Genomic DNA, 25,169 nt, shown 5'->3' on the forward strand with positions numbered 1-25,169 from the left:
GCCGAGGGTGATCTCGGTCTGCATGTCGGCCAGCTTCTTTTGCACCAGCTGGTTCGCCGCCAGCGGCTTGCCGAACTGCTGGCGGTCGAGCGTGTACTGGCGCGCCGTGTGCCAGCAGGCTTCGGCCGCGCCCAGCGCGCCCCAGGCGATGCCATAGCGCGCCGAGTTCAGGCAGGTGAACGGCCCCTTCAGGCCGCGCACGTCCGGGAAGGCGTTTTCTTCCGGGCAGAACACGTTGTCCATGACGATCTCGCCGGTGACGGAAGCGCGCAGGCCGAACTTGCCGTGGATGGCGGGCGCCGACAGGCCGTCCGTGCCCTTGTCGAGCACGAAGCCGCGGATCGCCCCTTCGTCGTCCTTGGCCCAGACCACGAACACGTCGGCCACCGGCGAATTGGTGATCCACATCTTCGAGCCCGTCAAGGCATAGCCGCCGTCGACCTTGCGCGCGCGCGTGACCATCGAACCGGGGTCGGAACCGTGGTTCGGCTCGGTCAGGCCGAAGCAGCCGATCCATTCGCCGGTGGCCAGCTTCGGCAGGTATTTCTGCCTGGTCGCCTCGTTGCCGAATTCGAAGATCGGCACCATGACGAGCGAGGACTGGACGCTCGCCATCGAGCGGTAGCCGGAGTCGACGCGCTCGATCTCGCGCGCGATCAGGCCGTAGGCGACGTAGTTCAGGCCGGGGCCGCCGTACTGTTCGGGGATGGTCGGGCCGAGCAGGCCCAGTTCGCCCATCTCGCGGAAGATCGAGGTGTCCATGCGCTCGTGGCGGAACGCTTCCAGGATGCGCGGCTGCAGCTTGTCCTGGCAGTAGGCATAGGCGGCGTCGCGGATCATGCGCTCGTCGTCGGACAGCTGGCTGTCGAGCAGGAGCGGGTCGTCCCAGTGGAATGCGGCTTTGGTCATGATGGTCTCTTTTCGGATAGGGTGGTCAACGGGCGAAGTACAAGTCGTGCAAGTGCTCGAGGCTGACTTCCGAGGCCGCTTGCGACAGCACGACTTTACCGCTCTGCATCAGGTAAACATGGTCGGCGATGCCGACCGCGCGCTGTGTGTTCTGCTCCACCAGCACGATGGTACGCCCGTCGCCCTTCAGGCGCGCCAGGATCTCGAACAGTTCGTTCACCATCACCGGCGCCAGGCCCAGCGAAGGTTCGTCGATGATCAGCAGTTTCGGGTCGCTCATCAGGCCGCGCGCCATCGCCAGCATCTGCGCCTCGCCGCCCGAGAGCGACCCGGCCAGCTGCTTGCGGCGTTCGCGCAGGCGCGGGAACATGAGGTAGGACTTTTCCAGGTTGGCGGCGGCCGAGGCACGGTGCTGCGGGGCGAAGGCGCCGAGCATCAGGTTTTCCTCGACCGTCATGTCGCGAAACACCATGCGGCCCTCGGGGATCATGGCCATCGAGACGTCGCTCATCTCCCAGGTCGGCGTGCCGTTGAGCTGCTTGCCGCCGAGCGTGATCGAACCCTGCTTGACCGGCACCAGGCCCATGATGGCGCGCAGCAGCGTGGTCTTGCCGGCGCCGTTGGGGCCGATGATGGTGGTCAGCTTGCCGGGCGCCACGCTCAGCGACAGGTCCCACAGCACGTTGATCGCGCCGTAACCGGCGCGCAGGTTGGTAATCTCAAGCATGGTCCGCTCCCGTATAGCTCTTCACCACCGCCGGATTGCTGAACACTTGCGCCGGCGTGCCTTCGGCGATCAGCTGGCCGAAGTTCAGCACCGCCACGCGCGCGCACAGGTTGCTGATGGTCTCGATGTCATGCTCGATGATGCAGATGCCGACCGCGAATTTCTCGTGCAGGCCCTTGAGCATGTTCATGAAGGCGCGCTTGCCGCTGGTCTCGAGGCCGGCCAGCACCTCGTCGAGCAGCAGCAGCTTGGGATCGGTGGCGAGCGCCTTCGCCACTTCCAGCGCCTTCAGTTCGGTCAGCGCCAGGCCGGTCGACGCATCGCGGTCGGCCTTGGCGCTCAAGCCGGTGAAGTCGAGCACCTCGGCGATGCGCCGCTCGTCGATGCGCCCGGTGCCGAAGCGCTGCGCCACCTGCAGGTTCTGGCGCACCGTCAGCTCGTGCATCGGCTGCGGGATCTGGAAGGTGCGTCCGATCCCCATGCGGGCGCGCTGGTACATCGGCGCGCGCAGCACGTCCACGCCGTTGAAGACGATGCGGCCCGCGGTCGGACGCACCAGGCCGGAGATGGCGTTGAACAGCGTGGTCTTGCCGGCGCCGTTGGCGCCCACCAGGCCGACAACGTCGCCGGTGCCGATATCGAGCGACACGTCGTTCACCGCGGTAAGGCCGCCGAAGCGCACGGTCACGTTTTCAAGCTGTAGCATCTTTTTTCCTCATGAACTTGCGCACCAGGCCAAAGAGGCCGTCGGGGCTGGCGAGAATCATCCCCACCAGCACCACGCCCAGCACCAGCTGGTGACCGGTCGGCATCAGGTTTTTCACGAACAGCTGGTCGACCAGGTAGACCACGACCGCGCCCACCAGCGGGCCGGTGATGGTGCGGTAGCCGCCGAAGATGGCCGCCACGATCGGGATCGTCACCCACAGGCCGGAGAAGGCATAGTCCGGCTCGAGGAAGTTGATGTAGTGGGCGTTGAAGGCGCCGACCACGCCGCACATGAAGGCCGACACCAGCAGCATCAAGCCCTTGAGCAGCGTGTTGTTGACGCCGACGACGCGGGTGGCATCCTCGCTGTCGTGCATCGCGCGCAGGGCCAGGCCGTGCGGGCTGCGCCGGATCATGTCGTAGACCAGCGCGAACAGCAGCACGACGGTGAGGATCACCAGGTAGTTGCCGGTCTTGCCGCCGAAGTCGACCCCGAACAGCGTCGGCAGGCGCGGAATGCTGGCGATCCCCGCCGAGCCGTTCGTCACCGAGGTCCATTCGGTGGCCAGGATGCGGAAGATGTGGGCATAGGCCAGGATCGCCAGAGCGAAGTAGGGACCGCGCAGGCGCAGCACCGGCAGCATGAGGATGGCCGAAGCCACCGCGCCGAGGCCGCCCAGCAGGAGGCCGAAGAACACCGGCACCCCGAACTTCATCGACAGCACCGCCGAGGTGTAGGCGCCGACCCCGAAGAAGGCCGCGTGGCCGAAACTGACCATGCCCCCCAGGTTGCCGAGCAGGGCCCAGGACAGGGCGATGCCGCCGATGACGAGCGAGGCGATCACCAGGCTCATGACGTAGTTGTTCGCGCCCAGCAGAACCGGCACGCCGACATAGGCCGCCGCGAGCACGACGATCAGGATTTTGTTGAGTTTCATCCGCGCCTCCCGGCAGCACCGAACAGGCCGTTCGGCATGAAAAAGAGAACCAGCAGGAACAGGCCCATGCCGGCCAGTTCTTGCAGGGCCGAGCTGGCGAGCGTGACCGTCAGCGATTCGGCGATGCCGAGCAGGACTGCGCCGATCAGCACGCCGGGAATCGAGCCGATCCCGGCCAGCACCGTGATGATGAAGGCCTTCACGGTGAGCACGCTGCCGGTCGCCGGGCTGACCACGCCATAGCTGAACAGGGCCACGCCGGCAAACGCCGCCAGCAGGCCCGCCACCAGGAAGGAGACCAGTTCGGTGCGCCCCGGGTTGATGCCCATGAGCTTGGCGGCGTCGCGGTTGCTGGACACGGCGCGCACGGCGCGGCCATACCAGCTGCGCGAGAGCCACCACCACAGGCCCGCGATCAGCACCAGCGCCACGAAGAAGAACAGCACTTCGCTGCGCATGCTGTAGAGCTCGCCGACGACGAAGGCTTCCTGCATCCAGGTCGAATTCGTGGTGCGCACGTCTGCGCTCCAGATCATGAGGACCAGGTTGGTGAGGATGATGCCCACGCCGTAGGTCAGGGTGAGCGAATTGATTTCGCGGTTGGTCTTGATGCGGCCGACCACGAAGTAGAGGAGAGCGGAGGTGATCGTCACGACCAGCACCGCGGCGGGAATCGCCGCGACCGGGTTCCAGCCGAGTTTCGATTCGACCGTGTAGGCGATGTAGGCCGCGAGCAGCACCAGTTCGCCGTGCGCCAGGTTGATCACCTTCATGGCGCCGAACACCAGCGCCAGGCCCAGGGCGATCAGCGCGTACGAGCCGCCCTGCAGCAGTCCGGAATACACGGACTGCAAGATTAATTCGGTCATGTCTGCATTCCATTCGATATGAATCGAGCCGGGAAGGGCGCCGCCAGCGCGCGCCCGTCCCCGGCGGCTACATGCGTAGAACCTATCCCGGTAGGAAGCGAGTCGTTGCCGACGCGACGGACAATCGGGTGCTGCGTTGCTCCCGCTTGCCATGCATCGCCATCGACCTGCTCCTGCCTACTGGAACAGGTTCTTACCAGGGCACGCCCGGGAAAGCAGGCTTGCCGTTCGCGGCCTCTTTCGGCCAGACGAGAACGACTTCCTTGCCCTGGTGCTGGCCCATGCGCTGGACGAAGCCCGGGTTGTCGCCGTTGGCGTCGAACTTGACGCGCCCGATCAGGGTCTGGCTGTCGGTCTTGCGCATTTCCTCGATCACGCCGCCCTTCTTGATCGTGCCCTTGTCGGCCGCGCGCGCGATCGCTTCGAACAGCAGCATCGACTGCACATAGCCGAACTGGCCCAGGTAGTCCGGTTCCTTGTTATGCAGCTTCTTGTAGCCGTCGCCGAAGGACTTGCCCTCGGGCGTGGTGAAGTTCACCGGGAAGGGCAGCACCGCGGTGCCGTAGACGTTCGGCATCAGGTCGGGGAAGTCGGCCGCCATCTTCGGCGTGGCCAGCGACCAGACGCCGGCGATCGCCTTCACTGACGGCTTCAGCACGCGCGCGGCGCGCAGGATGCCGACGTAGTCGTTCTCGTAGCCGACCATGGCGAGCATTTCCGAGCGGTCCTGCAGCTTGACCTTGTTGATGATCGGCTTGAAGTCCGTAATGGCCGGGTCGAAGGCGTGCATGGCGACCTTGATGCCCTTGGCGGCCAGCGTCTTCTGGACGTCGGTGGCCAGGCCTTCGGTGGCATCCTTGGTCGAGTAGACGATCGAGACCGATTTGACGCCCAGGTCCGAGATCAGGCCGACCAGGGCCTTCTGGTAGCCGGACGTGTTATTGATGCGGAAGAAATTCTTGCGGCCGGCCTGCACCAGGCCATCGTCGACGCCGCCCGAGGTGATGTAGGCCAGGCCCAGCTTGTTGGCCGCGTCCGAGGCCGGCGAGATGTTGTTCGAGCCGTAGCCGCCGGTGACGGCGACGACGCCTTCGCTGGCCAGCTTTTCAACCGCCGCGACGGCCTTGGCCGGCGCCGATTCGTCGTCGACGGTGACGAGCTTGATGGTGTGCTTGCCGTTGGTCCGGTTGAATACCTCGGCGGCCACGCGGATGCCTTCCTGGGTGCCCATGCCGACCCGGGCCAGCGGACCGGTGAGGGGAATCTGGACGCCGACCTTGAATTCTTCCGCATGCACGCTCGCCGCGCCGGTTGCCGCCACGAGTGCCAGGACGATGCTTGTTGCCTTGTTCATGTCTCCACCTTTTCAGTTATGTTCACGGTCTTGGCCCCGCTTCCGGGACCGGCTTTGCTGCGGCCAGCGGGTGCTGGCCGATTTGTTCACATTCTCGAATCTCCGGGCAAGCCGGGGCCACGGGCGCTCGGCGAGCGTCCTGGCGATATCGGTTGAAGTCGCGGCGGCGCCGCGCGCTCAGCCCAGGTGGCGGCCCATGTTCATTTCCACGCCCCGCACCAGCCGCACCAGGCGCGGGCCGAGGTCCTCGACCAGCTTTTCCCGGGGCAGCAGGAAGGAAGGACCGCCGCAGTTGAAGGCCATGGTCTTGGCCACGTCGTGGTCGACCAGCGGCACCCCGACGGCGCTGATGTTGGCGTCCCACAATCCCGAGGACATGCAGAAGCCCCGGTCCTGGTAGTCGCGCAAGCCCTGTTCGAGGTCGGCCTTGATCGTCGGCCAGTTGGTCTCGGTCTGCAGGCGGATGTGGTCCATCAGGAAGTCGCGGTCGCTTTGCGGCAGGCCGCACAAATACGCCTTGCCCATCGCGGTCGTGGCCAGCGGGATGCGCGAGCCGGCGTCGCGCCGCAGCGTGACGGCGGCGCTGCCGCGCGTGGCTTCGACATACACCATCGAGAGCCGGTCGCGGATGCCGATGGCCACGCTGCACTGGGCATACTCGGCCAGCTCTTGCATCGCCGGACGCGCCAGCTTGCGCACGTCGAGGTTGGCCAGCAGCGTGTAGCCGAGGGCAAGCACGGCCGCGCCGAGCTGGTAGCGGCCCTGGTCGGCCGACCAGGTCAGGTAGCCGAGCTTGGTCAGCGTATGGGTCAGGCGCGAGATCGTCGGTTTCGGCATGCCGGTGCGCTTGGCCATTTCGCTGTTGGACAGGTAGGTTTCGCCGGGGCGGAAACAGCGCAGTATTTCCAGGCCGCGCGCCAGGGCCGTCACGAACTGGCGGTCCTTGGCTGCATCGTCCTCGAATGATTCGATCTCGTCTTGCATGGGTGCTTTCGATTGTCTCGTGCCTGGCATCTGGGGGCCGGGTCTGGGCGGATATTCACACAACCAAAAGAAACGTGTCAACTGTTTCGTGAAATAGCCGTTCGCACTGCGAAACAACTTTTGCTTGCTTCTATTAGCAAGAATTTTCAGCCGAGCGCTGGCCCGTAGCATCGGGCGTATTGACGGCGCAGACAGGTCGATCTTGGCATTTACAGCAGCGAGCAAAGTGCGGTATCGTAGATTTCGCTGAAAACTGCAAAACATAATTCCGCACAGCGAAACACCCTACAAGGAGACAGGTTTGACTACTTCACCCGCATCCGTCCGCACCCGGCGCCACGACGACATCCTCCTGGTCACGATCGACAACCCGCCCGTGAATGCGCTCGGCGTCGACGTGCGGCGCGGCCTGGCCTCGGCCATCGAGGCGGCCGAAGCCGATCCCGCGGTCAAGGCCATCGTGCTGGCCGGGGCCGGCCGCAACTTCCTCGGCGGCGCCGACATTCGCGAATTCGGCAAGCCGCCGCAGGCGCCCGCATTGCCGGACGTATGCGACCGCATCGAAGCCTGCGCCAAGCCGGTCGTGGCCGCGATCCACGGCGCGGCGCTCGGCGGCGGGCTGGAAGTCGCGCTCGGCGCGCATTACCGCGTCGCGCTCGGCACGGCCAGGCTCGGGCTGCCGGAAGTGCTGCTCGGCCTGCTGCCCGGCGCCGGCGGCACCCAGCGCACGCCGCGCCTGATCGGCGCCGCCGCCGCCCTCGACCTGATGCTCGGCGGCCGCCATGTCGGTGCGGCCGAAGCGGCGGCACTGGGACTGGTCGACCGCCTGGCCGAGGGCGAGGATGCGGCGGCGGCCGGCCTGGCCTATGCCCGCGAACTGGTCGACGCCGGCGCCGCGCCGCGCCGTACCCGCGAGGCAGCCGCGCTGTCCGACCGCGCGGCGGCGCAAGCGGCGATCGATGCCGCGCGCGCCGAGACCGGCAAGAAGGCACGCGGCCTGTTCTCGCCGATGAAGATCGTCGACGCCGTGCAGGGCGCGCTCGACTCGTCGTTCGACGACGGCCTGGCGCTCGAGCGCAAGCTCTTCCTCGAATGCCTGGACAGCCCCCAGCGCGCCGGGCTGGTGCATGCCTTCTTCTCCGAGCGCGAAGCGGCCAAGGCGCCGGAGACCCGCTCGGCCCGGCCGCGCCCGATCGCCGGCGTCGGCATCGTCGGCGGCGGCACCATGGGCGCCGGCATCGCCGTTGCCGTGCTCGACGCCGGCCTGCCGGTGGTGATGATCGAACGCGACGAGGAAGCGCTGGCGCGCGGCCGCGCCAATGTCGAGAAGGTCTATGCCGGCCTGGTCGCCAAGGGCCGCATGCAGCCGCAAGCCATGGACGCCGTCATGGCGCTCTGGCGCGGCAGTACCGCCTACGATGCCTTGAGCGGGGTCGACCTGGTGATCGAGGCCGTGTTCGAGGACATGGCCGTGAAACAGGACGTCTTCAAGGAACTCGACCGGGTCTGCAAGCCCGGCGCGGTGCTGGCCACCAATACCTCCTATCTCGACATCGACCGGATCGCCGCGGCGACCGGGCGGCCGCAAGACGTCATCGGCCTGCATTTCTTCTCGCCGGCGAACATCATGAAGCTGCTCGAGATCGTGGTTCCGGCCAGGGTCGCGGCCGATGTCGTGGCCACCGCCTTCGAGCTGGCGAAAAAACTCGGGAAAACGGCGGTGCGCGCGGGCGTGTGCGACGGCTTCATCGGCAATCGCGTACTGGCCGTCTATGGCGCCGCCGCGCAGGCGATGATGGAAGACGGCGCCTCGCCTTACCAGATCGACAAGGCGGTGCGCGGGTTCGGCTATCCGATGGGACCTTTCCAGGTGTCGGACCTGGCCGGCGGCGACATCGGCTGGGCCACGCGCAAGCGCCGCGCCGCCACGCGCGACCCGAAGGCGCGCTATGTCCAGATCCCCGACCGCCTGTGCGAGCGCGGCTGGTTCGGCCAGAAGACGGGCCGCGGCTACTATCTGTACCCGGACGGCGCGCGCGTCGGCACGCCGGACCCGGAAGTGGAGGCGATCATCGACGCGGAACGCCTGCGCGCCGGCGTCGCGCCGAAGCACTTCACCGACGACGAGATCGTGCGCCGCTACCTGGCCGCGATGATCAACGAAGGCGCCAACGTGGTGCACCAGAAGATCGCCCTGCGTCCGCTCGACGTCGACGTCACCTTCGTGCACGGCTACGGCTTCCCGCGCTACCGCGGCGGGCCGATGCATTACGCCGATACGGTCGGCTTGCCGAAGATCCTGGACGACATCCGCGAATTCGCCAAGGAAGATCCGCTCTTCTGGCAGCCGTCGCCGCTGCTGGTCGACCTGGTCGCGCGCGGCGCGAACTTCGCCAGCCTGAACACATAACAAGACACCTCACTGGAGACACGCCATGCGCGAAGCCGTCATCGTTTCAACCGCCCGTACGCCGCTCACCAAGGCGCACCGCGGCGAATTCAACATCACCTCCGGCCCGCAGCTGGCCGCCTTCGCCGTGCGCGCCGCCGTCGAGCGCGCCGGAATCGACCCGGCCCTGATCGAGGACGCCATCCTCGGCTGCGGCTACCCGGAAGGCACGACCGGCCGCAACGTGGCGCGCCAGGCCATCATCCGCGCCGGCCTGCCGATCGGTATCGCCGGCACCACGGTGAACCGCTTCTGCGCCTCGGGCCTGCAGGCGATCGCCATCGGCGCCGGACGCATCGTCGTCGACGGCGCACCGGCCGTGATCGCCGGCGGCGTCGAGAGCATTTCGCAGATCCGCACGCGCGACAGCGGCGATTCCGGCATGGACCCGTGGATCCTCGAGAACAAGCCCGAGCTCTACATGCCGATGATCGACACGGCCGACATCGTGGCCGCGCGCTACGGCATCTCGCGCGAGGCGCAGGACCGCTTCTCCTGCGAGAGCCAGCGCAAGACCGAAGAAGCCCAGCTGGCCGGGCGTTACAAAGAAGAGATCGTCGCCTGCACCACGACGATGGCGGTGACCGACAAGGAGACCAAGGCGGTCACCATGCGCGAAGTGACGATCGGCGAAGACACCTGCAACCGCCGCGGCACGACCTACGAGGGACTGGCCAGGCTGGCCCCGGTCATGGGCGAAGGCAAGTTCGTCACCGCCGGTAACGCCTCGCAGTTGTCCGACGGCGCCTCCGCCTGCGTGATGATGGAGGCGCAGGAGGCGGCGCGCCTCGGCCTGACGCCGCTGGGGGCCTTCCGCGGCATGGCCGTGGCCGGCTGCGAGCCGGACGAGATGGGCATCGGCCCCGTGTTCGCGGTGCCCAAGCTGCTCGCGCGCCATGGCCTGACGGTCGACGATATCGATCTGTGGGAGCTGAACGAAGCCTTTGCCTCGCAAGCCATCTACTGCCAGCAGCGGCTCGGCATCCCGGATGAGCGCCTGAACGTCGACGGCGGCGCCATTTCGATCGGCCACCCGTTCGGCATGACCGGCGCCCGCCTAGCCGGCCACGTGCTGCTGGAAGGCCGCCGGCGCGGCGCCCGGTATGCGGTGGTGACGATGTGCATCGCCGGCGGCATGGGCGCCGCGGGCCTGTTCGAGATTTATTGAGCGTACTGACAGGATAATCATGGACCTGAATTTCACCCCGCAAGAAGAAGCCTTCCGCAGCGAAGTGCAAGCCTTCCTGGCCGAGAAGCTGCCCGCCCGGCTGTCCGACAAGGTCGCCGAAGGCAAGCACCTGAGCAAGGCCGACATGGAGGAATGGCACGCCATCCTCAACGCACGCGGCTGGCTGGCCAACCACTGGCCCGAGGAATACGGCGGCCCGGGCTGGAGCGCCATCGAAAAATTCATCTTCGAGAACGAAAGCGCCATCGCGCATGCGCCGCGCATCGTGCCCTTCGGCGTCAACATGCTCGGCCCGGTGCTGATCAAGTACGGCAACGCCGCGCAGAAAGCGTACTGGCTGCCGCGCATTCTCAACGGCGACGACTGGTGGTGCCAGGGGTATTCCGAGCCGGGCGCGGGTTCCGACCTGGCGGCGGTGAAGACGAGCGCCGTGCGCGCGACCGATGCCGAGGGCGAACACTACATCGTCAACGGCCAGAAGACCTGGACCACGCTCGGCCAGTACGCCAACATGATTTTTTGCCTGGTGCGCACCGACCGCGAAGCGAAGAAGCAGTCGGGTATCAGCTTCCTGCTGATCGACATGGATTCGCCCGGCGTCGAGGTGCGTCCGATCATCACGCTCGACGGCGAGCATGAAGTCAACGAGGTTTTCTTCACCGACGTGCGCGTGCCGGTCGAGAACCTGGTCGGCGAGGAAAACGCCGGCTGGACCTGCGCCAAGTACCTGCTGACCTACGAGCGCACGAATATCGCCGGCGTCGGCTTCTCGGTGGCGGCCCTGGCGCGCCTGAAGCGGGTCGCCGCGCGCCAGACGCGCAACGGAAAGCCGCTGCTGGAAGACCCGGCCTTCGCCGCGCGCCTGGCGCGCGTCGAGATCGACCTGGACAACATGAAGACGACCAACCTGCGCGTGATCGCGGCGGTGGCCGGCGGCGGCGTGCCGGGCGCGGAAAGTTCGATGCTGAAAATCCGCGGCACCGAGATCCGCCAGGAGATCACCTCGCTGGTGCGCCGCGCGATGGGCGTGCATGCGCGTCCGTTCACCCAGGACATGCTCGACGCCGTCTACGACGGCCCGCGCTTCGGCCCGGACTACGCGGCGGCGGCCTCGGCGCAGTACTTCAACAACCGCAAGCTGTCGATCTTCGGCGGCTCCAACGAGATCCAGAAGAACATCATCTCCAAGATGATCCTGGGACTGTAAAGGAACGCAGATGAATTTCGAACATACCGAAGAACGGCGCATGCTGGCCGACAGCCTGAACCGCTTCATCGCCGAGCGCTACGGCTTCGAGACGCGCAACCGGATCGCGGCGGACGCGCAGGGCTATTCGCCCGAGATGTGGAACCACTTCGCCGAGCTGGGCGTGATCGGCGCCCTGATGCGCGAGGAAGACGGCGGTTTCGGCGGCGGCGGTTTCGATATCGCCGTCGTCTTCGAGGCGCTGGGGCGCGGCCTGGTGCTCGAACCGCTGCTGGCCTCGGCCGTGCTGGCGGGCGAGGCGATCGCCGCGGCCGGCAGCGATGCGCAGCGCGGCCTGCTGGAGGGCATCGCCGACGGCAGCACCATCGCCAGCTTCGCGCACGACGAGCCGGACACGCATTACGAACTGGCGCGCGTGGGCCTGGCGGCGCGCCGCGACGGCGACGGCTGGGTGCTGGACGGCGTCAAGTCGGTGGTCCCCCAGGGCGCGCAGGCCGCCGTCTTCGTCGTCTCGGCGCGCACCGGCGGCGCGGTCGACGAAGAAGCGGGCATCTCGCTGTTCCTGGTTCCGGCCGACAGCGCCGGCCTGCAGGCCGTCGGCACCCCGACCATCGACGGCGGCCATGTCGCCGAGCTCACGTTCACCGGCGTGCGCCTCGGCGCCGACGCGCTGCTGGGCGCGGAAGGGCGGGGCTATCCGACGCTCGAACGTGCGCTCGGGCGCGGCATCCTGGCCCTGTGCGCCGAGGCGCTGGGCGCGATGGAAGCGGCCAAGGCCGCCACCCTCGACTACCTGCGCACCCGCAAGCAGTTCGGCGTCCCGATCGGCAGCTTCCAGGCGCTGCAGCACCGCATGGCCGACCTGCTGCTGGAAATCGAGCAGGCGCGATCGGCCGTCATCAACGCCGCCGCCGCCCTCGACGCGGACCGCATCACGCGCGAGCGCGCCCTGTCCGCCGCCAAGATGAGTATCGGCCGCATCGGCACCAAGGTGGCCGAGGAATGCATCCAGCTCCACGGCGGCATCGGCATGACCTGGGAACTGCCGCTGGCCCATTACGCCAAGCGCCTGGTGATGATCGATCACCAGCTGGGCGACGAAGACCATCACCTGGAGCGCTATATCGCGCTGGGACGGCAGGCGCCCGGCCCGCAGCAGGCGGCATGAGCGCCGGGCTCCTGATCCGCACCGAAGGGGCGGTGCGGGTGCTGGTCAACAGCAACCCGCAAGCGCGCAATGCGATCACCCCGGCGCTGTACGACGCCTTGCCGGCGGCGCTGGATGCGGCCGCGGCCGATCCCGCCGTCGGCGCCATCGTCTTCACGGGCGCCGACGGTTTCTTCTGCGCCGGCGGCGACCTGCGCCAGCTGGCCACGCGGCGCGACCTGGCGCCCGGCGAGCGGCGCGGGAAGATCGAACGCCTGCATGCGCTGGTGCGCGCGATCCGCGCCTGTCCGAAGCCGGTGATCGCGGCGGTCGAGGGCGGCGCGGCCGGCGCCGGCATGTCGCTGGCCCTGGCCTGCGACATGCTGGTCGCCGCGCATGACGCTTTCTTCACGATGGCCTATGTCAAGGTGGGCCTGAGTCCGGACGGGGGCGCGACCTCCTTCCTCTCGCAATTTTTGTCGCGCCAGCAGATGATGGAGCTGTGCCTGCTGGGCGAACGGATTCCCGCCGGGCGCCTGCATGCGCTGGGCGCCGTGAACCGCTTGAGCGAACCGGGGGCGGCGCTGTCCGAAGCGATCCGGCTGGCCGCGCGCATCGCAAGCGGTCCGGGCAATGCGGCCGCGCGCATCAAGCTGTTGTGCGGCCATGCCGGCCACGCCAGCCTGGACGCGCAACTCGACCTGGAAGCGCGCCTGATGGCCGAGTCGCAGGGCGACGACGAAGCGCGCGAGGGCATCGCGGCCTTCTTCGAGAAGCGCGCGCCCGATTTCGCCGCGCTGCGCGGCAAGCGGTAACAAGAACAGGATCGGGCCGATCTAGGCCTCGACCATACAGGAGACGCATCGTGACAAACAAATCTTCCCTGCCGCTGGCCGGCGTGCGCGTCCTCGACCTGTCGCGGGTGCTGGCCGGGCCCTGGTGCGCGATGGTGCTGGGCGACCTCGGCGCCGAAGTGATCAAGGTCGAGCACCCGGTGCGCGGCGACGATACCCGCGACTGGGGCGTGCGCGTGGGCGCCACCGAGACGGCCTACTTCAACAGCGTCAACCGTAACAAGCGGTCCATCTGCCTCGACCTGAAAACGCCCGAAGGCCAGGAAATCGCGCGCGACCTGATCCGCAAGAGCGACGTCGTCATCCAGAACTTCAAGTTCGGCGACATCGAGCGCCTGGGCCTCGGCTACGAGGCGATGAAGGAAGGGCAGCCGGGCCTCATCTACTGCTCGATCACCGGCTACGACCGCACCGGCCCGGAAGCGGCGCGTCCCGGCTACGATCTCGTGATCCAGGGCGAGGCCGGCCTGATGGCGCTCAATGGCGAGCCGACCCAGCCGCCGCTGAAATTCGGCGTCGCCGCCGTGGACATGATGACCGGGATGTATGCCGCCCAAGGCGTGCTCGCCGCGCTGTACGACCGCGAACGGACCGGGCTCGGACGCCACATCGGCATGGCCCTGTTCGACTGCGGCCTGATGATCACGGCCTATTACGGGCTGGAAGCATTGCTGCGCGGCGATGATCCTCCACGCTATGGCAATGCGCATCCGTCGATCATGCCGTACGGGGTGTACGAGGCCGAGGACGGGCCGCTGGTGATCGCGGTCGGTAACAACAGCCAGTTCCTGCGCTTTTGCACCGACGTGATCGCGCGGCCGGACATCGCCGCCGATCCGCGTTTCAAGACCAATCTCGAGCGCACCAAGCACCGCGAGGAACTGGCGCCGGCGCTGCGCGCGGAAGTGTTCAAGCGCAAGCGCAAGGACTTGCTGGAGCAGATGGCGCGGGTCGGCATTCCCTGCGGCGAAGTGGCGGGGCTGTACGAAGCGATGACCTCGTCGCGGGCGGTCGATTCCGGACTGGTGACGCGCCTGCCGCACCCGGTGGCGGGCCATGTCGACGTGATGGCCTCGCCCTACCGGTTCGATGGCGAACGCTTGCCGGTGCGCGCGGCGCCGCCGACGCTGGGGGAAGGAACGCGCCAGGTGCTGGGCGATTTGCTGGGCTTGTCGGAGGAGACGTTGCGGGGCTTGAAGGAGCGCGGCGTGGTGTAGGCGTGGACCGCCGGCACGTCGTCGCGCCTGTCCTTACCCAGCGCCAACAAGCGAAATTATTTCCCGCTGTCGCGCTTCTATTCCAGCCCTGCGCGTCCTACAGTGAATCGTGGCCTGTTCATTTATTGGAGCGCATCATGTCAACTCATCCTCTTGTCGCGGCCGTCGCCACCACGCTGCTGACGGCCTGCATGTCGGCAACGGCGGTCACGCCGCGCGCCGACCTGCTCGGCACGCCGGTGCCGCCGGCGGCCGCCAACCGCATCGTCACCCTGACGCCCGCCACCGGGCACGTCAATGTCACCGGCGGCGACGTCGTCCGGTTCCAGATGGGCGGCCAGGAATTCGCCTGGTCCTTCGATACCAGCCCGCTGGTCCAGGTCTTCGACCTGTCCCAGGTGGCCCCGGCCGGCGCGCTCGGGCACGAAGTGCTGGTGTACGTCGCGCCCGATCCGCGTTATACGATCCGCGCGGACTTCAACGACAGCGTGCCCGCGGGCCGGGGAGGCCAGCGGGCACGCTGAGTCCGGCAAGCTGCTTGCTTGGCGGATTATTTACCGGCGTTCAGGGCGCGCAAGAACTGTCCCTTGATCTTGCCGCCCTCGACGGTGCCGAGGATGGTATTGGCGATCGTGCCGCCTTTGCTGTCCAGGCCGTCGATGTCGTTCGGGTTGTAGGCCGGCGGCAGGGTGGTGAAGGCTTTTTCCATCTGGGCGCGGATCGCGGTGGCGTCGGTCGTGGTGTTCGCCAGTTTCATGGCAGCCACGGTCGCGTGCACGGCCGAGTAGTTCAGGCTGATCTCGGTGCTCGGATCCTTGCCCGGGTTGAGCTTGCGGTAGCGCTGGGTGAATGCCACCGCTTCCGGACGCTCGTCGTTGGCCAGCGGCATCACGCCGATCGAGCCTTCCAATGGACCCAGGCCGCCGACGACCTTGGCCATTTCGTCGATCTTGGCCTGGTCCAGGATGATGAAGCCGCCCTTGAAGCCCAGTTCGCGCGCCTGCTTGGCGACCAGTGCGGTCGGTTCGGAAGCGCCGCCGATGAACAGGACGTCCGGTTTCGACTGCATCGCGCGCGAGACGCCGCTGTAGAAGTCGGTGGCCTTGTTGTAGGACATCGGATTTTCCGCGACCACCTTGCCGCCGGCCGCTTCCCAGGCTGGCTTGAAGGCGGCGGACCAGGCTTTCGCATAGTCGTGGTCGGCCTGCACCATGGCGACGTTCTTGCCGTGCTTGCTCATCATGGCCTTGGTGAAGGGAGCGATGTAGCCGGTGAAATCAGGCGGGATGCGGATCGTGAGCTTGTTGCCGCGCTCGGTCACCTGCGGCAGGCTGGTATAGGCCAGCAGCAGCATGTTCGCCTTCTCGTTCATGCCCTGGACCGCGAAGATGCCGCCCGAGTGCGGCACCAGCACGGCCGCGGTCTTGTGCTGCTGCACCAGGCGCTGGACGTTGATGCCGGTCTCGGCCGGGTTGTACTTGTCGTCCAGGGCAACGATCTCGACCTTGTAGTTCTTGCCGCCGATGCTCAGCGGCTTGGCATTGATTTCGGCGGCGGCCATTTCCATGCCGCTCAACACGTTCTTGCCATACAGGGCCGCGCCGCCGGACAGGGGCCCGGAGTAGCCGATCTTGATCACTTCCTGCGCTTGCACGCCGCCGGCGGCGAAGGCGAGGGTGGCGGCCGCTGCGGCCAGCACGGTACGGCGGGAAAACTTGGCTTGCACGTTCATCTTTGTGTCTCCTGAAATTGACTTCTTGTGGGTGCTTCAGTGGGTGCTTCGGTGGGTCGGCATCTATGCGCCGATATACGCTTTTCGCACTTGCGCGTTATTCAGTAACTCCTCGCGGCCGCCTTCCATCACGATGTGGCCTTGCTCGATCACGTAGGCGCGGCTGGCGATGTTCAGGGCCGCATACGCGTTCTGCTCGGCCAGCAGGACGGTGGTGCCGGCCTGGTTGATGCGCGCGATGATTTCGAACATCTGCTTGACGACCAGCGGCGCCAGCCCGAGCGACGGTTCGTCGAGCAGCAGCGCTTTCGGCCGGCCCATCAGCGCGCGGCCGATCGCCACCATCTGCTGCTGGCCGCCGGAGAGCGAGCCGGCCGGCATGTCCTTCTTCTCGTCGAGGATCGGGAACAGTTCGAACACTTCGGCGAGCGAGCGCTGCGTGCCCTTGCTGTCGCGCCGGTGTACGTAGGCGCCCAGCGTCAGGTTCTTCAGCACCGACATGCCGGGAAAGAGCTTGCGGCCTTCCGGGCAATGCACGAGGCCGTCGGCCACGATCTGCGAGGGCTTGCGGCCCACCAGTTCGCGGGTGCCGAAGCGGATGCTGCCGGTGCTGGCGCGCTGCAGGCCGCTCATGGTGAGGAAGATCGAGCTTTTTCCCGCGCCGTTAGAACCGAGCAGGACCACCAGTTCGCCTTCGTCCGCGTGGATCGAGACGTCGTGCAGGGCGCGGAAACTGCCATAGGAAAGCGATACCTTGTCAAGCCGCAGCATGTTCGCTCCCCAGGTAGGCTTCGATGACGACCGGGTTGGCGCGGATTTCGCTCGGCGTGCCTTCCGCGATCTTCTCGCCGTAATTGAGTACCAGGATCTTGTCGGCCAGGTTCATGATCATGTCCATCTTGTGTTCGATCAGGCAGATCGTCAGGCCGCTGGCGGCCATCTTGCGGATCAGGGCCGCCAGGCCCACGGTTTCCTCGGGATTGACGCCGCCGGCCGGTTCGTCGAGCAGCAGCAGGGTCGGGTCGGTCGAGAGCGCCAGCGCGAAGGCGACCCGTTTGCGTTCTTCCTGCGAGATGTCGCCGGCGATGCGGTTCTCGATGTGCGACAGGCCCACGAAGTCGAGCGCCGCGCGCGCCTTTTCGCGGCAGACGCGCTCTTCGTTCTTCAGGCGCTTGCTGCCGAGCAGGACGTCGAGCAGGCCCGACTGGGTGCGCAGGCGGTGGCCGACGATCAGGTTGTCGAGCACGGTGGCGGTGTTGAACAGGGTCGTGCTCTGGAAGGTGCGGCCCATGCCCAGCCTGGCCACCTGGTCGGCACGCAGTCCGGTCACGTCGCGCCCGTCGAAGGTCACGCGGCCGGCGCTCGGCGCGATCGCCCCGCTGACCAGGTTGAAGAAGGTGGTCTTGCCGGCGCCGTTCGGCCCGATGATGGCGTTGATCGTGCCGCGCGCGAACTGCACGCTGACGTCGTTGACGGCCGCCAGGCCGCCGAAGCGCTTGGTGAGCGAATCGATTTCAAGCATGGGTCGCTCCTTTCGCGCCGCTGATGGGAGACAGGTCGCGGGGCGCCGCGGCGGCCACCGCCGCCTGGGCCGCGAGGGCTTCCTTCCTGCGCTTGCGGTTCATCCAGGTGCCGACGATCCCGTAGGGCAGGAAGATCACCAGCAGCACCAGCACCGGGCCGAAGACCACGAAGCGGTAGTCCTGCAGCACCTGCAGGTACTGGGTCAGCCAGGGCATGCCGATCGCACCGAGCAGGGGGCCGAGCAGGGTGCCGATGCCGCCGACGAGCATGTACATCGTCATGTCGAAGGTATGCTCGACGCTGGCCACGCCGGGACCGATGAAGCGCACGAAGCCCGCGTACAGGCCGCCGGCCAGGCCGGAGAAGAACACGGACAGCATGAAGGCGAGCAGCTTGTTGCGCATCAGGTTGATGCCGAGCGCCTGGGCCAGGTCGTCGCCGTTGCGGATCGCCATGAAGGTGCGGCCCAGCAGCGAGCGCACGATGCGGTGCATGATCCAGAGGCTGGCGACGAGGAAGAACAGCACCAGGTAGTACTGCGGGCGGGGGTCGGTGAAGTCGATGCTGCCGATGCTCGGCGGCGCCGGGATGCCGATGATGCCGACCGTGCCGTGGGTGAGGCTTTCCCATTTCTCGATCAGGAGATACATGATGTAGCCGACGCAGAGCGTGAAGATCGAGAAGAAATGGGTCTTCAGGCGCAGCGACACCAGCCCCACGAAGAAACCGAGGAAGGCCGCGAACACGCCGGAAAGCGCGAACGCGACCCAGAACGGCACGTTGTGGTCGACCGTCAGGATGCCCACCGTATAGGCGCCGACGGCCATGAAGCCGCTGTGGGCCAGGTTGAACTGGCCGGTGTAGCCCGTGATCAGGTTCAGGCCGATCGTGGCGATGGCATAGATATAGGCGGTCGACATCACGGTCAGGTGGTAGTCGTTACCGGCCAGGAAAGGGAAGGCGATGGCGAGCACGAGCAGCAGGCTCCAGCCGACGGTCGGGTTCAAAAATTTCATCAGTGGGCTCCCTTCGCGAACAGGCCCTGGGGACGCACCGACAGGATCAGCACCAGCAAGGCGAAGGCGATGATGTCCTTGTAGTCGGTCGAAATGTAGAAGGCGCCGAAGGCTTCGGCAAAGCCGATGATCAGGCCGCCGACGATGGCGCCCGGCACGCTGCCCATCCCGCCCAGCACGATGATGACGAAAGCCTTGGTGATGACCAGGTTGCCCATCGACGTATAGACCAGGTTGATCGGCGCATACAGCACGGCGGCCACGCCGGCCAGGGCGCCGGCAATGGCGAAGGTGAGCATCGCGACACGGGTGGCGTCGATGCCGACCAGGGCCGCGCCTTCGCGGTTCTGCGCCATGGCGACGATGGTGGCGCCGGTCACGGTCTTTTTCAGGAACAGCTGCAACAGCGCGACCAGCAGGAAGGCCGCGGCGATGATCAGGAGGCGCTGGCCCGGCAGGGTCAGGCCGCCCAGTTCGAGCAGCTGGTTGTAGGGCGTGTCCATGCGGTGGAAGTCGGCGCCCCAGATGGCCTGGGCGCCCGCTTCCAGGAACAGCAGGATACCGATCGACGCGATCATGTGGTGCAGGTAGGGCGCGTTACGCAGCGGATGGAAGACCAGGCGCTCGGAGAGCACCGAGATCAGGGCGACGATGACGGCGGCTCCCAGCATGCCCCACCAGTAGTTCAGGCCGAGCTTGGTCATGATGAAGAAGGCCGCGTAGGCGCCGGCCATGTAGAAGGCGCCATGGGCGAAGTTCGGCACGTGCAGGATGCCGTAGACCAGGGTCAGCCCCAGTGCGACCAGGCTGTAGACCCCTCCAAGGGTCAGCCCGTTCAGTACTTGTTGCAGGAAAAGCTCCAAAATCGTGTCTCCATGAATGGTGTGATCGTTCTATGTTTTGGATGCTGCGGACAAGGCGCGCTACTGCATGGGCGCACCTCGTGGCGTGAAGTGGACGAGAAAGCGGACGGACAAGCGGACGGGATCGAGGCAGGAGAGGGTATGGCCGCGGATAGCGGCGCGGGCGGGGCGGCCCGCTTTCGACTTCGCCAACACATGGTGTATGAACATGCGACTCCTCGGAATGGGCGCGCCGATGGGGCGTGCCCGGGATTTCAGCGATTTTGGTTTTGCTACGTGAAACTCAGGGGTGTAAAATGGAACAAAAAAAGGATACGATACTTTGAGATGAGTGGCAATGTTTTGTTGACGAACCGCAAAGGGCGCAAAACGCGGGGCCGATCGGGATCAAAACGGAATGCACGAATGCAACTCGTCCGTCATTAAAGCAAGACCAGTGTGCCATGCCTTGCGTTTCCCGGCAAAGCCTCTTTGCAGAAGGCAAGCCGGCTCGTCTCCTTCACGTCCAGACCGGGGTTAAGTCCATGCAAACGAGCGATACGAATACGACTGGCGACGAGATTGAAGGCACCGACCTTCTCGACCCGTCGCGCAAGAACGAAGAGCGCTATTTCATCACGGCGCTGGCGCGCGGCCTCGAGGTGCTGTCCTGCTTCCGGTCGGCCGACAAGGGCTTGACCAACCACCAGATCGCCGAACGCTGCGGCTTGCCGAAGTCGACCGTCACCCGCTTCACCTACACCCTCACGCGCCTGGGCTACCTGGTGCAGGAAAGCGGGGGGCGCTATGTCCTCGGTACGGCCACGCTGGGCCTGGGCAGCGCGATGCTGGCGCGCCTCGACATCCGCCAGCTGGCGCGCCCGATGATGCAGGAACTGGCCGAATTTTCCGGCACCACGGTGTCGATCGCGGTGCGCGACCGGCTCTCGATGATCTATATCGAAGTCTGCCGCAGCACGGCCGCCCTGGCCCTGGCGCTGCAGGTCGGCTCGCGCATGCCGCTGGCGGTATCGGCCATCGGGCGCGCCTACCTGGTCAGGGCCAGCGAGCAGGAGCGCAAGGAAATCCTCGCCCGCTACCAGGAACTCGACGAAATGGCCTACGAGGCCGTGCTCGCCGCCATCGAGCGCGGCACGCGCGACTACGCGCAGTACGGCTGCACCACGTCGTTCGGGGAGTGGCAGAAGGACGTCAACGGCATCGCGGTCGGTTTCTATCCGATCGGCGGCAGCCAGCTCATGTCGATCAACTGCGGCGGCCCGTCGTCGAGCGTATCGGAGAAATTCTTGCTCGAGGAAGTGAGGCCGCGCCTGATCGACATCGCTGCGCGGCTCGAATCCTAGGCCGCGGCGATGGCGGCTGGCGGCGGCACGCGGACGGCGCGGCCCGGGTAGCGGGTGCCGGGCGCTCCGCCACGACGGTATTGTCGAGATCATGTCCGAATGTCAGACCTGACACCAGGGGTATGTTGTCGGTCTGCGGCTTACAAATTGAAACTTCTCTTACCGCGCGCTACAGCTTTTGCCGCTGTTCGTTGCCACACTATGCGTACGCCCACGAGCTCGGCCGGATTCGGTGCCGGGCCGGCATGGCGGACCAGATCAGGAGAATGACATGAACCCAGCCCGGCAAACCTTCGTCCGCCTCGCCGCCGTCGCGGCCCTGACCGCCGCGTCCGGCGCCGCGCTTGCCCAGAGCATGGAATACCGCCGTGGCTACGATGACGGGTATGCGGCCGGACTGCGCGCCGCCCACGTCGGCGGCGACCGCGGGCATCGCTGGGACCGCCTGTACATCGAGGATGCCGAATACGGCGCGCGCGGCCAGGCATGCGACGCGCGCCAGGCGGTGCGGATGGCGGTCGAGCGCAACGGCGGCATGGTGCGCGTCGATAACGGGCTCTGCGGCGATCCGCTCGTCGGCGCGCCGAAGCGCCTGGTCGTTGTCTACCGCTGCGGGCGCGGCGAGCCGCTGCGGATCAGCGCGCGCGAGCACGACATACTGCGCCTGAGCTGCCAGCGCTGAGCGCGCCTGGCGGGGACGCGATCAGTAGCCGGCGTCGAGCTGGGCGGCCGTGAGCGCCTTCATCACCGCGAACACGCCGCTGGCGCGCAGGATGCGCTTGTCGCCGACCCGCAGCTCGCAATCGGCGAAGGCGATGCGCGCGCCGATGCGGCCGATGTGGACGTGGGCCTCGGCCCAGTCGCCGGGGCGGGCGGCGTCGATGAAATCGGTGCTGAGGTTGACCGTCACGAAGGAATTGCGTCCCTCGCAGGACAGCGTCAATCCCAGTCCCAGGGCCGAGTCGGCCAGGCTGGCGAGCATGCCGCCATGGGCAATGCCGCGCATGTTCGTGTGGCGGGCGTCGATGCGCATCGCGATCACGATCTTGCCGGCATCGCGGCGGCAATACAGGAAGCCCATGCCGGCCATGAACGGGCCGCCGCGCTTGAGCCGCTCGAATCCTGCCGGGACCTCGCCGGCGTCGTCATCTTGTCGTGTCATATTTCCACCGTCCTGCGCAATAAAAAACGGCGGCCCAGGGGCCGCCGCTGTGTTCATCCTACACGATTCACACGTCGAACCATTAGAACATGTGCATCACGCCGACCGTGAAGCGGTTGGCCTGGTCGCTGCCGACGGCCACGACACCCTGGGCCAGGTTGATCCCGGTCGCGGTGACGACGTTGCTGGTGTTGGCGCGGCTGTAGGCGGTGTACGCCACGGTGCGCTTGCTCAGCGCGTACTTGCCGATCAGGTGGTACTGCTGCGAGTCCTCGTCGGGACCGAAATCGCCGTAGCGCTTGGTGTTGTAGGCGGCGACGGTCAGCGTCAGGGCTGGCGCGACCGGCACGTCGACACCGACGCCGAGCACGGAGATCTTGCGGTTGCTGACGTCGAACCTGTTGGCGACGTAGGTGCCCTTGATGACGGCCTGCGGCAGGCTGTACTTCACGCCGATGCCGTAGGAGGTCAGCAAGTCGGTGTCGAGATTGTTCTTCATGCGGGCGTAGGCGCCGGCTGCGCCGAACGGGCCTGCGTTGTAGAACACCGAGGCGCCCTGGTAGGAGCTCTTCTGGATGCCGTTGCCCTGTTCGCCGAAGGCGCGCATCACGGCGAAGCCGAGTCCGCTGAAGGTCGGCGAGACGTACTTGACCGAGTTACTCTGGCGCAGGGCGCTGCCGCTGCCGTTGGCGCCGTAGGCGCCGTAGACCAGCGAGTTGTTCATGCCGCCGAAGAGCACGTTCGGGCTGGTGGCCGCGAACGACAGGCCCATCGGGTCGGCCAGGCCGACCGAACCGATGCCGAGGATGTTCTGGCGGCCGAGGTCGATCGAACCGAAGGCGCCGCTCAGACCGACGGTGGCTTCGCGATCGAACAGGGCGGTGGTCGGGGTGGCGCCGGTGGAAACGCCGGCCGCGCCGGTATCGTTGAACAGGGTGCCTTCGAGACCGAAGCGGGCCTTCATGCCGCCGCCCAGGTCTTCGGTGCCCTTGAAGCCCCAGCGCGAGACTTGCAGCTGGCCAGCCTCGACCGTCGTGCGGTCGCCGACCGGGCCGTCATTGGTCACATGGGTGATGCCGGCATCGACGATGCCGTAGATGGTGATGCTGGTCTGCGCCGAAGCGGTCGACATGCATGCAGCGAGCACGGCCATTGCAAGGATGGTCTTCTTCATATTAATGCGGTCTCCTGGTTTTAGAGATGCTCCGGCTTCGACGAAGCCGGACGGCAATAGTGCGGTGTATAGCGGCGGCGTTTCTCTTAGTGGAACTGTGCCATCTATAATGAAACTGTATTTTCTAGAGTCAATATTGTCAACGACTTCGTGCGACTTGCGAGGTGTTTGTGCGATTTCGCGCGGAAGTGTTGTTCGGGATGCGATAGATCTGGACGTTTGCGTCCGGTTGGTGCACGCGAGCGCTGCGCCAGGCGTAAGGAAACACCCCCGGGCGTGCCGGGGGTGTCTGTCGACTTACTCTTCGTGGAAGGCTTCTTCGCGCTTCTTGCGCAGCGAAGGCAAGAGCACGACGATCATCGCGGCAGCGGCCAGGCCGAGCATGGTGGCGCTGATCGGACGGGTGACGAAGACCATCGGGTCGCTGTGCGAAAGCAGCAGCGCGCGGCGCAGGTACTCTTCCATCATCGGGCCGATGATGTAGCCGAGCAGCATCGGCGCCGGTTCCGCGCCCAGCTTCGCGCAGATGTAGCCGAACAGGCCGAACAGGGCCATCAGCCAGACGTCGAACTCGTTGTTGTTCAGGCTGAACACGCCGATCGAGCAGAACATCAGGATGGCCGGATACAGGCGGTGGTAAGGCACGGTGATCATCTTGACCCAGAGGCCGATCATCGGCAGGTTCAGCACGACCAGGAACAGGTTACCGAACCACATCGAGACGATCAGGCCCCAGAACAGCGCGGGCTGTTCGGTCATCACGGCCGGACCCGGCTGGATGCCCTGGATGATCATCGCGCCGATCATCAGCGCCATGACCGGGTTCGACGGAATGCCGAGGGTCAGCATCGGGATGAACGAAGTCTGGGCGCCGGCGTTGTTGGCCGCCTCGGGCGCGGCCACGCCCTCGATCGCGCCCTTGCCGAACATGGCCGAGTTCTTCGAGATCTTCTTCTCGATCGAGTACGACGCGAACGAAGCCAGCATGGCGCCGCCGCCCGGCAGGATGCCGAGGGCCGAACCGAGCGCGGTGCCGCGCAGGACCGGCGCGATGATGCGCTTGAAGTCGTCCTTGGTCAGCATCAGGCCCTTGACCTTCTTCATCATCACCGTGCGCGACTCGTCGTGTTCGAGGTTGCGGATGATTTCGCCGATGCCGAACATGCCCATCGCCACGATCACGAAGTTCACGCCGTCGGCCAGTTCCGGCAGGTCGAAGGTATAGCGCGCCAGGCCCGAGTTGACGTCGGTACCGACCAGGCCCAGCAGCAGACCGAGGATCACCATGCCGATCGCGTTGAGCAACGAACCGCTGGCCAGCACGACCGAGGCCACCAGGCCCAGCACCATCAGGGCGAAGTATTCGGCAGGGCCGAATTTCAGGGCCAGGTCGGCCAGCGGCGGCGCGAACAGGGCCAGCAGGACAGTGGCGACGGTGCCGGCGAAGAACGAGCCCAGCGCCGCGGTGGCGAGCGCCTTGCCGGCATGGCCGTTGCGCGCCATCTGGTAGCCGTCGATGGCCGTCACGACCGACGAGGATTCCCCAGGCAGGTTGACCAGGATGGCGGTGGTCGAGCCCCCGTACTGGGCGCCGTAGTAAATGCCCGAGAGCATGATCAGTGCCGACACCGGCGGCAGGCCGAAAGTGGCCGGCAGCAGCATGGCGATGGTGGCGATCGGGCCCAGGCCCGGCAGCACGCCGACCGCGGTGCCGACGAAGACGCCGATCAGGCAGTACGCGAGGTTGGTGAGGGTAAAGGCCGTTTCCAGGCCGAGTCCGAGATTAGCAAGGATTTCCATGTT

General features: G+C 66.4%; 24 protein-coding genes. 9 read left to right on the forward strand and 15 right to left on the reverse strand.

The features are described 5' to 3' along the window. The 7 genes from ACFPOU_RS23265 to ACFPOU_RS23295 form a co-directional block, all read right to left on the reverse strand. The coding region (locus tag ACFPOU_RS23265; protein ID WP_379727330.1) for an acyl-CoA dehydrogenase family protein at positions 1 to 909 on the reverse strand (909 nt) is incomplete at its 3' end. A gap of 25 nt (positions 910 to 934) precedes the next feature. Next, entirely contained in the window at positions 935 to 1,636 is a 702-nt protein-coding gene (locus ACFPOU_RS23270) for an ABC transporter ATP-binding protein (RefSeq protein ID WP_379727333.1), read from the reverse strand. After that, positions 1,629 to 2,342: an ABC transporter ATP-binding protein gene (locus ACFPOU_RS23275; RefSeq protein ID WP_379727336.1), complete on the reverse strand. Its 714-nt coding sequence runs from the start codon at positions 2,340 to 2,342 to the stop codon at positions 1,629 to 1,631. The genes ACFPOU_RS23270 and ACFPOU_RS23275 overlap by 8 nt, the downstream gene beginning before the upstream one ends. After that, the gene (locus ACFPOU_RS23280) at positions 2,329 to 3,282 is read right to left on the reverse strand and encodes a branched-chain amino acid ABC transporter permease (protein ID WP_379727340.1); all 954 of its coding nucleotides are present in this window, start codon (positions 3,280 to 3,282) and stop codon (positions 2,329 to 2,331) included. Before ACFPOU_RS23280 ends, ACFPOU_RS23275 begins: the two co-directional genes overlap by 14 nt. Next, positions 3,279 to 4,151 (reverse strand): branched-chain amino acid ABC transporter permease, encoded by an 873-nt coding sequence (locus ACFPOU_RS23285; protein ID WP_379727343.1) that lies wholly within the window; start codon positions 4,149 to 4,151, stop codon positions 3,279 to 3,281. Before ACFPOU_RS23285 ends, ACFPOU_RS23280 begins: the two co-directional genes overlap by 4 nt. A 193-nt stretch (positions 4,152 to 4,344) precedes the next feature. Next, positions 4,345 to 5,505 (reverse strand): ABC transporter substrate-binding protein, encoded by a 1,161-nt coding sequence (locus ACFPOU_RS23290; protein ID WP_379727346.1) that lies wholly within the window; start codon positions 5,503 to 5,505, stop codon positions 4,345 to 4,347. 177 nt (positions 5,506 to 5,682) lie between these two features. After that, entirely contained in the window at positions 5,683 to 6,489 is an 807-nt protein-coding gene (locus ACFPOU_RS23295) for an IclR family transcriptional regulator (RefSeq protein ID WP_379727349.1), read from the reverse strand. 301 nt (positions 6,490 to 6,790) lie between these two features. Between ACFPOU_RS23295 and ACFPOU_RS23300 the strand changes: the two genes are divergently transcribed. The 7 genes from ACFPOU_RS23300 to ACFPOU_RS23330 all read left to right on the forward strand — a co-directional run bounded on the left by ACFPOU_RS23300 (position 6,791) and on the right by ACFPOU_RS23330 (position 15,076). After that, on the forward strand, positions 6,791 to 8,899 hold the full coding sequence (locus ACFPOU_RS23300) for a 3-hydroxyacyl-CoA dehydrogenase NAD-binding domain-containing protein (RefSeq protein WP_379727352.1): 2,109 nt from the start codon (positions 6,791 to 6,793) through the stop codon (positions 8,897 to 8,899). Between the two features lie 25 nt (positions 8,900 to 8,924). Next, positions 8,925 to 10,106 carry an acetyl-CoA C-acyltransferase gene (locus ACFPOU_RS23305; RefSeq protein ID WP_379727355.1) on the forward strand — a complete coding sequence of 394 codons (1,182 nt, stop codon included), beginning with the start codon at positions 8,925 to 8,927 and terminating at the stop codon, positions 10,104 to 10,106. A 19-nt stretch (positions 10,107 to 10,125) separates the two neighbouring features. Continuing rightward, positions 10,126 to 11,334: an acyl-CoA dehydrogenase family protein gene (locus ACFPOU_RS23310; protein WP_379727358.1), complete on the forward strand. Its 1,209-nt coding sequence runs from the start codon at positions 10,126 to 10,128 to the stop codon at positions 11,332 to 11,334. A 10-nt stretch (positions 11,335 to 11,344) separates the two neighbouring features. Next, a complete protein-coding gene (locus ACFPOU_RS23315) occupies positions 11,345 to 12,502 on the forward strand; it encodes an acyl-CoA dehydrogenase family protein (protein ID WP_379727360.1) in 1,158 nt (385 codons plus the stop codon). Beyond that, positions 12,499 to 13,296, forward strand: a complete 798-nt coding sequence (locus ACFPOU_RS23320; RefSeq protein ID WP_379727363.1) for an oxepin-CoA hydrolase, alternative type — start codon at positions 12,499 to 12,501, stop codon at positions 13,294 to 13,296. Before ACFPOU_RS23315 ends, ACFPOU_RS23320 begins: the two co-directional genes overlap by 4 nt. A 50-nt stretch (positions 13,297 to 13,346) precedes the next feature. Next, a complete protein-coding gene (locus tag ACFPOU_RS23325; RefSeq protein WP_379727366.1) occupies positions 13,347 to 14,552 on the forward strand; it encodes a CaiB/BaiF CoA transferase family protein in 1,206 nt (401 codons plus the stop codon). A 137-nt stretch (positions 14,553 to 14,689) separates the two neighbouring features. Further along, the gene (locus ACFPOU_RS23330; protein WP_379727369.1) at positions 14,690 to 15,076 is read left to right on the forward strand and encodes a CzcE family metal-binding protein; all 387 of its coding nucleotides are present in this window, start codon (positions 14,690 to 14,692) and stop codon (positions 15,074 to 15,076) included. A 26-nt stretch (positions 15,077 to 15,102) separates the two neighbouring features. Here ACFPOU_RS23330 and ACFPOU_RS23335 read toward each other — a convergent pair whose 3' ends face one another. The 5 genes from ACFPOU_RS23335 to ACFPOU_RS23355 form a co-directional block, all read right to left on the reverse strand. Continuing rightward, positions 15,103 to 16,284 carry an ABC transporter substrate-binding protein gene (locus ACFPOU_RS23335; protein WP_379727372.1) on the reverse strand — a complete coding sequence of 394 codons (1,182 nt, stop codon included), beginning with the start codon at positions 16,282 to 16,284 and terminating at the stop codon, positions 15,103 to 15,105. Between the two features lie 63 nt (positions 16,285 to 16,347). Further along, positions 16,348 to 17,055, reverse strand: coding sequence for an ABC transporter ATP-binding protein (locus ACFPOU_RS23340; RefSeq protein ID WP_379727375.1), 708 nt, complete (start codon positions 17,053 to 17,055; stop codon positions 16,348 to 16,350). Then, on the reverse strand, positions 17,042 to 17,806 hold the full coding sequence (locus tag ACFPOU_RS23345) for an ABC transporter ATP-binding protein (RefSeq protein ID WP_379727378.1): 765 nt from the start codon (positions 17,804 to 17,806) through the stop codon (positions 17,042 to 17,044). Before ACFPOU_RS23345 ends, ACFPOU_RS23340 begins: the two co-directional genes overlap by 14 nt. Beyond that, complete coding sequence (locus tag ACFPOU_RS23350) at positions 17,799 to 18,824, reverse strand: branched-chain amino acid ABC transporter permease (protein WP_379727381.1); 1,026 nt, start codon at positions 18,822 to 18,824, stop codon at positions 17,799 to 17,801. Before ACFPOU_RS23350 ends, ACFPOU_RS23345 begins: the two co-directional genes overlap by 8 nt. Continuing rightward, positions 18,824 to 19,687: a branched-chain amino acid ABC transporter permease gene (locus ACFPOU_RS23355; protein ID WP_379727384.1), complete on the reverse strand. Its 864-nt coding sequence runs from the start codon at positions 19,685 to 19,687 to the stop codon at positions 18,824 to 18,826. Before ACFPOU_RS23355 ends, ACFPOU_RS23350 begins: the two co-directional genes overlap by 1 nt. A 524-nt stretch (positions 19,688 to 20,211) precedes the next feature. Here ACFPOU_RS23355 and ACFPOU_RS23360 point away from each other — a divergent pair. Then, positions 20,212 to 21,030, forward strand: coding sequence for an IclR family transcriptional regulator (locus ACFPOU_RS23360; RefSeq protein WP_379727387.1), 819 nt, complete (start codon positions 20,212 to 20,214; stop codon positions 21,028 to 21,030). A gap of 271 nt (positions 21,031 to 21,301) precedes the next feature. Beyond that, positions 21,302 to 21,712 carry a hypothetical protein gene (locus tag ACFPOU_RS23365; RefSeq protein ID WP_379727390.1) on the forward strand — a complete coding sequence of 137 codons (411 nt, stop codon included), beginning with the start codon at positions 21,302 to 21,304 and terminating at the stop codon, positions 21,710 to 21,712. Between the two features lie 21 nt (positions 21,713 to 21,733). Here the strand turns inward: ACFPOU_RS23365 and ACFPOU_RS23370 are convergent, their stop codons facing one another. The 3 genes from ACFPOU_RS23370 to ACFPOU_RS23380 form a co-directional block, all read right to left on the reverse strand. Beyond that, positions 21,734 to 22,192, reverse strand: coding sequence for a PaaI family thioesterase (locus tag ACFPOU_RS23370; protein WP_379727393.1), 459 nt, complete (start codon positions 22,190 to 22,192; stop codon positions 21,734 to 21,736). A gap of 82 nt (positions 22,193 to 22,274) precedes the next feature. Continuing rightward, positions 22,275 to 23,366, reverse strand: coding sequence for a porin (locus ACFPOU_RS23375; protein WP_379727396.1), 1,092 nt, complete (start codon positions 23,364 to 23,366; stop codon positions 22,275 to 22,277). Positions 23,367 to 23,663: 297 nt separating this feature from the next. Then, complete coding sequence (locus ACFPOU_RS23380; RefSeq protein ID WP_379727399.1) at positions 23,664 to 25,166, reverse strand: tripartite tricarboxylate transporter permease; 1,503 nt, start codon at positions 25,164 to 25,166, stop codon at positions 23,664 to 23,666. Positions 25,167 to 25,169 lie beyond the last annotated feature (3 nt).

Source organism: Massilia jejuensis, from assembly GCF_042656795.1.
Taxonomy (GTDB): Bacteria; Pseudomonadota; Gammaproteobacteria; order Burkholderiales; family Burkholderiaceae_D; genus Telluria; species Telluria jejuensis.

Coding starts and splice junctions, on each gene's coding strand:
- ACFPOU_RS23270 (WP_379727333.1), bottom strand. CDS start 1,636: ATGCTTGAGATTACCAACCTGCGCGCCGGTTACGGCGCGATCAACGTG.
- ACFPOU_RS23280 (WP_379727340.1), bottom strand. CDS start 3,282: ATGAAACTCAACAAAATCCTGATCGTCGTGCTCGCGGCGGCCTATGTC.
- ACFPOU_RS23335 (WP_379727372.1), bottom strand. CDS start 16,284: ATGAACGTGCAAGCCAAGTTTTCCCGCCGTACCGTGCTGGCCGCAGCG.
- ACFPOU_RS23365 (WP_379727390.1), top strand. CDS start 21,302: ATGAACCCAGCCCGGCAAACCTTCGTCCGCCTCGCCGCCGTCGCGGCC.
- ACFPOU_RS23315 (WP_379727360.1), top strand. CDS start 11,345: ATGAATTTCGAACATACCGAAGAACGGCGCATGCTGGCCGACAGCCTG.
- ACFPOU_RS23305 (WP_379727355.1), top strand. CDS start 8,925: ATGCGCGAAGCCGTCATCGTTTCAACCGCCCGTACGCCGCTCACCAAG.
- ACFPOU_RS23360 (WP_379727387.1), top strand. CDS start 20,212: ATGCAAACGAGCGATACGAATACGACTGGCGACGAGATTGAAGGCACC.
- ACFPOU_RS23290 (WP_379727346.1), bottom strand. CDS start 5,505: ATGAACAAGGCAACAAGCATCGTCCTGGCACTCGTGGCGGCAACCGGC.
- ACFPOU_RS23275 (WP_379727336.1), bottom strand. CDS start 2,342: ATGCTACAGCTTGAAAACGTGACCGTGCGCTTCGGCGGCCTTACCGCG.
- ACFPOU_RS23285 (WP_379727343.1), bottom strand. CDS start 4,151: ATGACCGAATTAATCTTGCAGTCCGTGTATTCCGGACTGCTGCAGGGC.
- ACFPOU_RS23310 (WP_379727358.1), top strand. CDS start 10,126: ATGGACCTGAATTTCACCCCGCAAGAAGAAGCCTTCCGCAGCGAAGTG.
- ACFPOU_RS23295 (WP_379727349.1), bottom strand. CDS start 6,489: ATGCAAGACGAGATCGAATCATTCGAGGACGATGCAGCCAAGGACCGC.
- ACFPOU_RS23345 (WP_379727378.1), bottom strand. CDS start 17,806: ATGCTTGAAATCGATTCGCTCACCAAGCGCTTCGGCGGCCTGGCGGCC.
- ACFPOU_RS23375 (WP_379727396.1), bottom strand. CDS start 23,366: ATGAAGAAGACCATCCTTGCAATGGCCGTGCTCGCTGCATGCATGTCG.
- ACFPOU_RS23320 (WP_379727363.1), top strand. CDS start 12,499: ATGAGCGCCGGGCTCCTGATCCGCACCGAAGGGGCGGTGCGGGTGCTG.
- ACFPOU_RS23330 (WP_379727369.1), top strand. CDS start 14,690: ATGTCAACTCATCCTCTTGTCGCGGCCGTCGCCACCACGCTGCTGACG.
- ACFPOU_RS23340 (WP_379727375.1), bottom strand. CDS start 17,055: ATGCTGCGGCTTGACAAGGTATCGCTTTCCTATGGCAGTTTCCGCGCC.
- ACFPOU_RS23350 (WP_379727381.1), bottom strand. CDS start 18,824: ATGAAATTTTTGAACCCGACCGTCGGCTGGAGCCTGCTGCTCGTGCTC.
- ACFPOU_RS23380 (WP_379727399.1), bottom strand. CDS start 25,166: ATGGAAATCCTTGCTAATCTCGGACTCGGCCTGGAAACGGCCTTTACC.
- ACFPOU_RS23370 (WP_379727393.1), bottom strand. CDS start 22,192: ATGACACGACAAGATGACGACGCCGGCGAGGTCCCGGCAGGATTCGAG.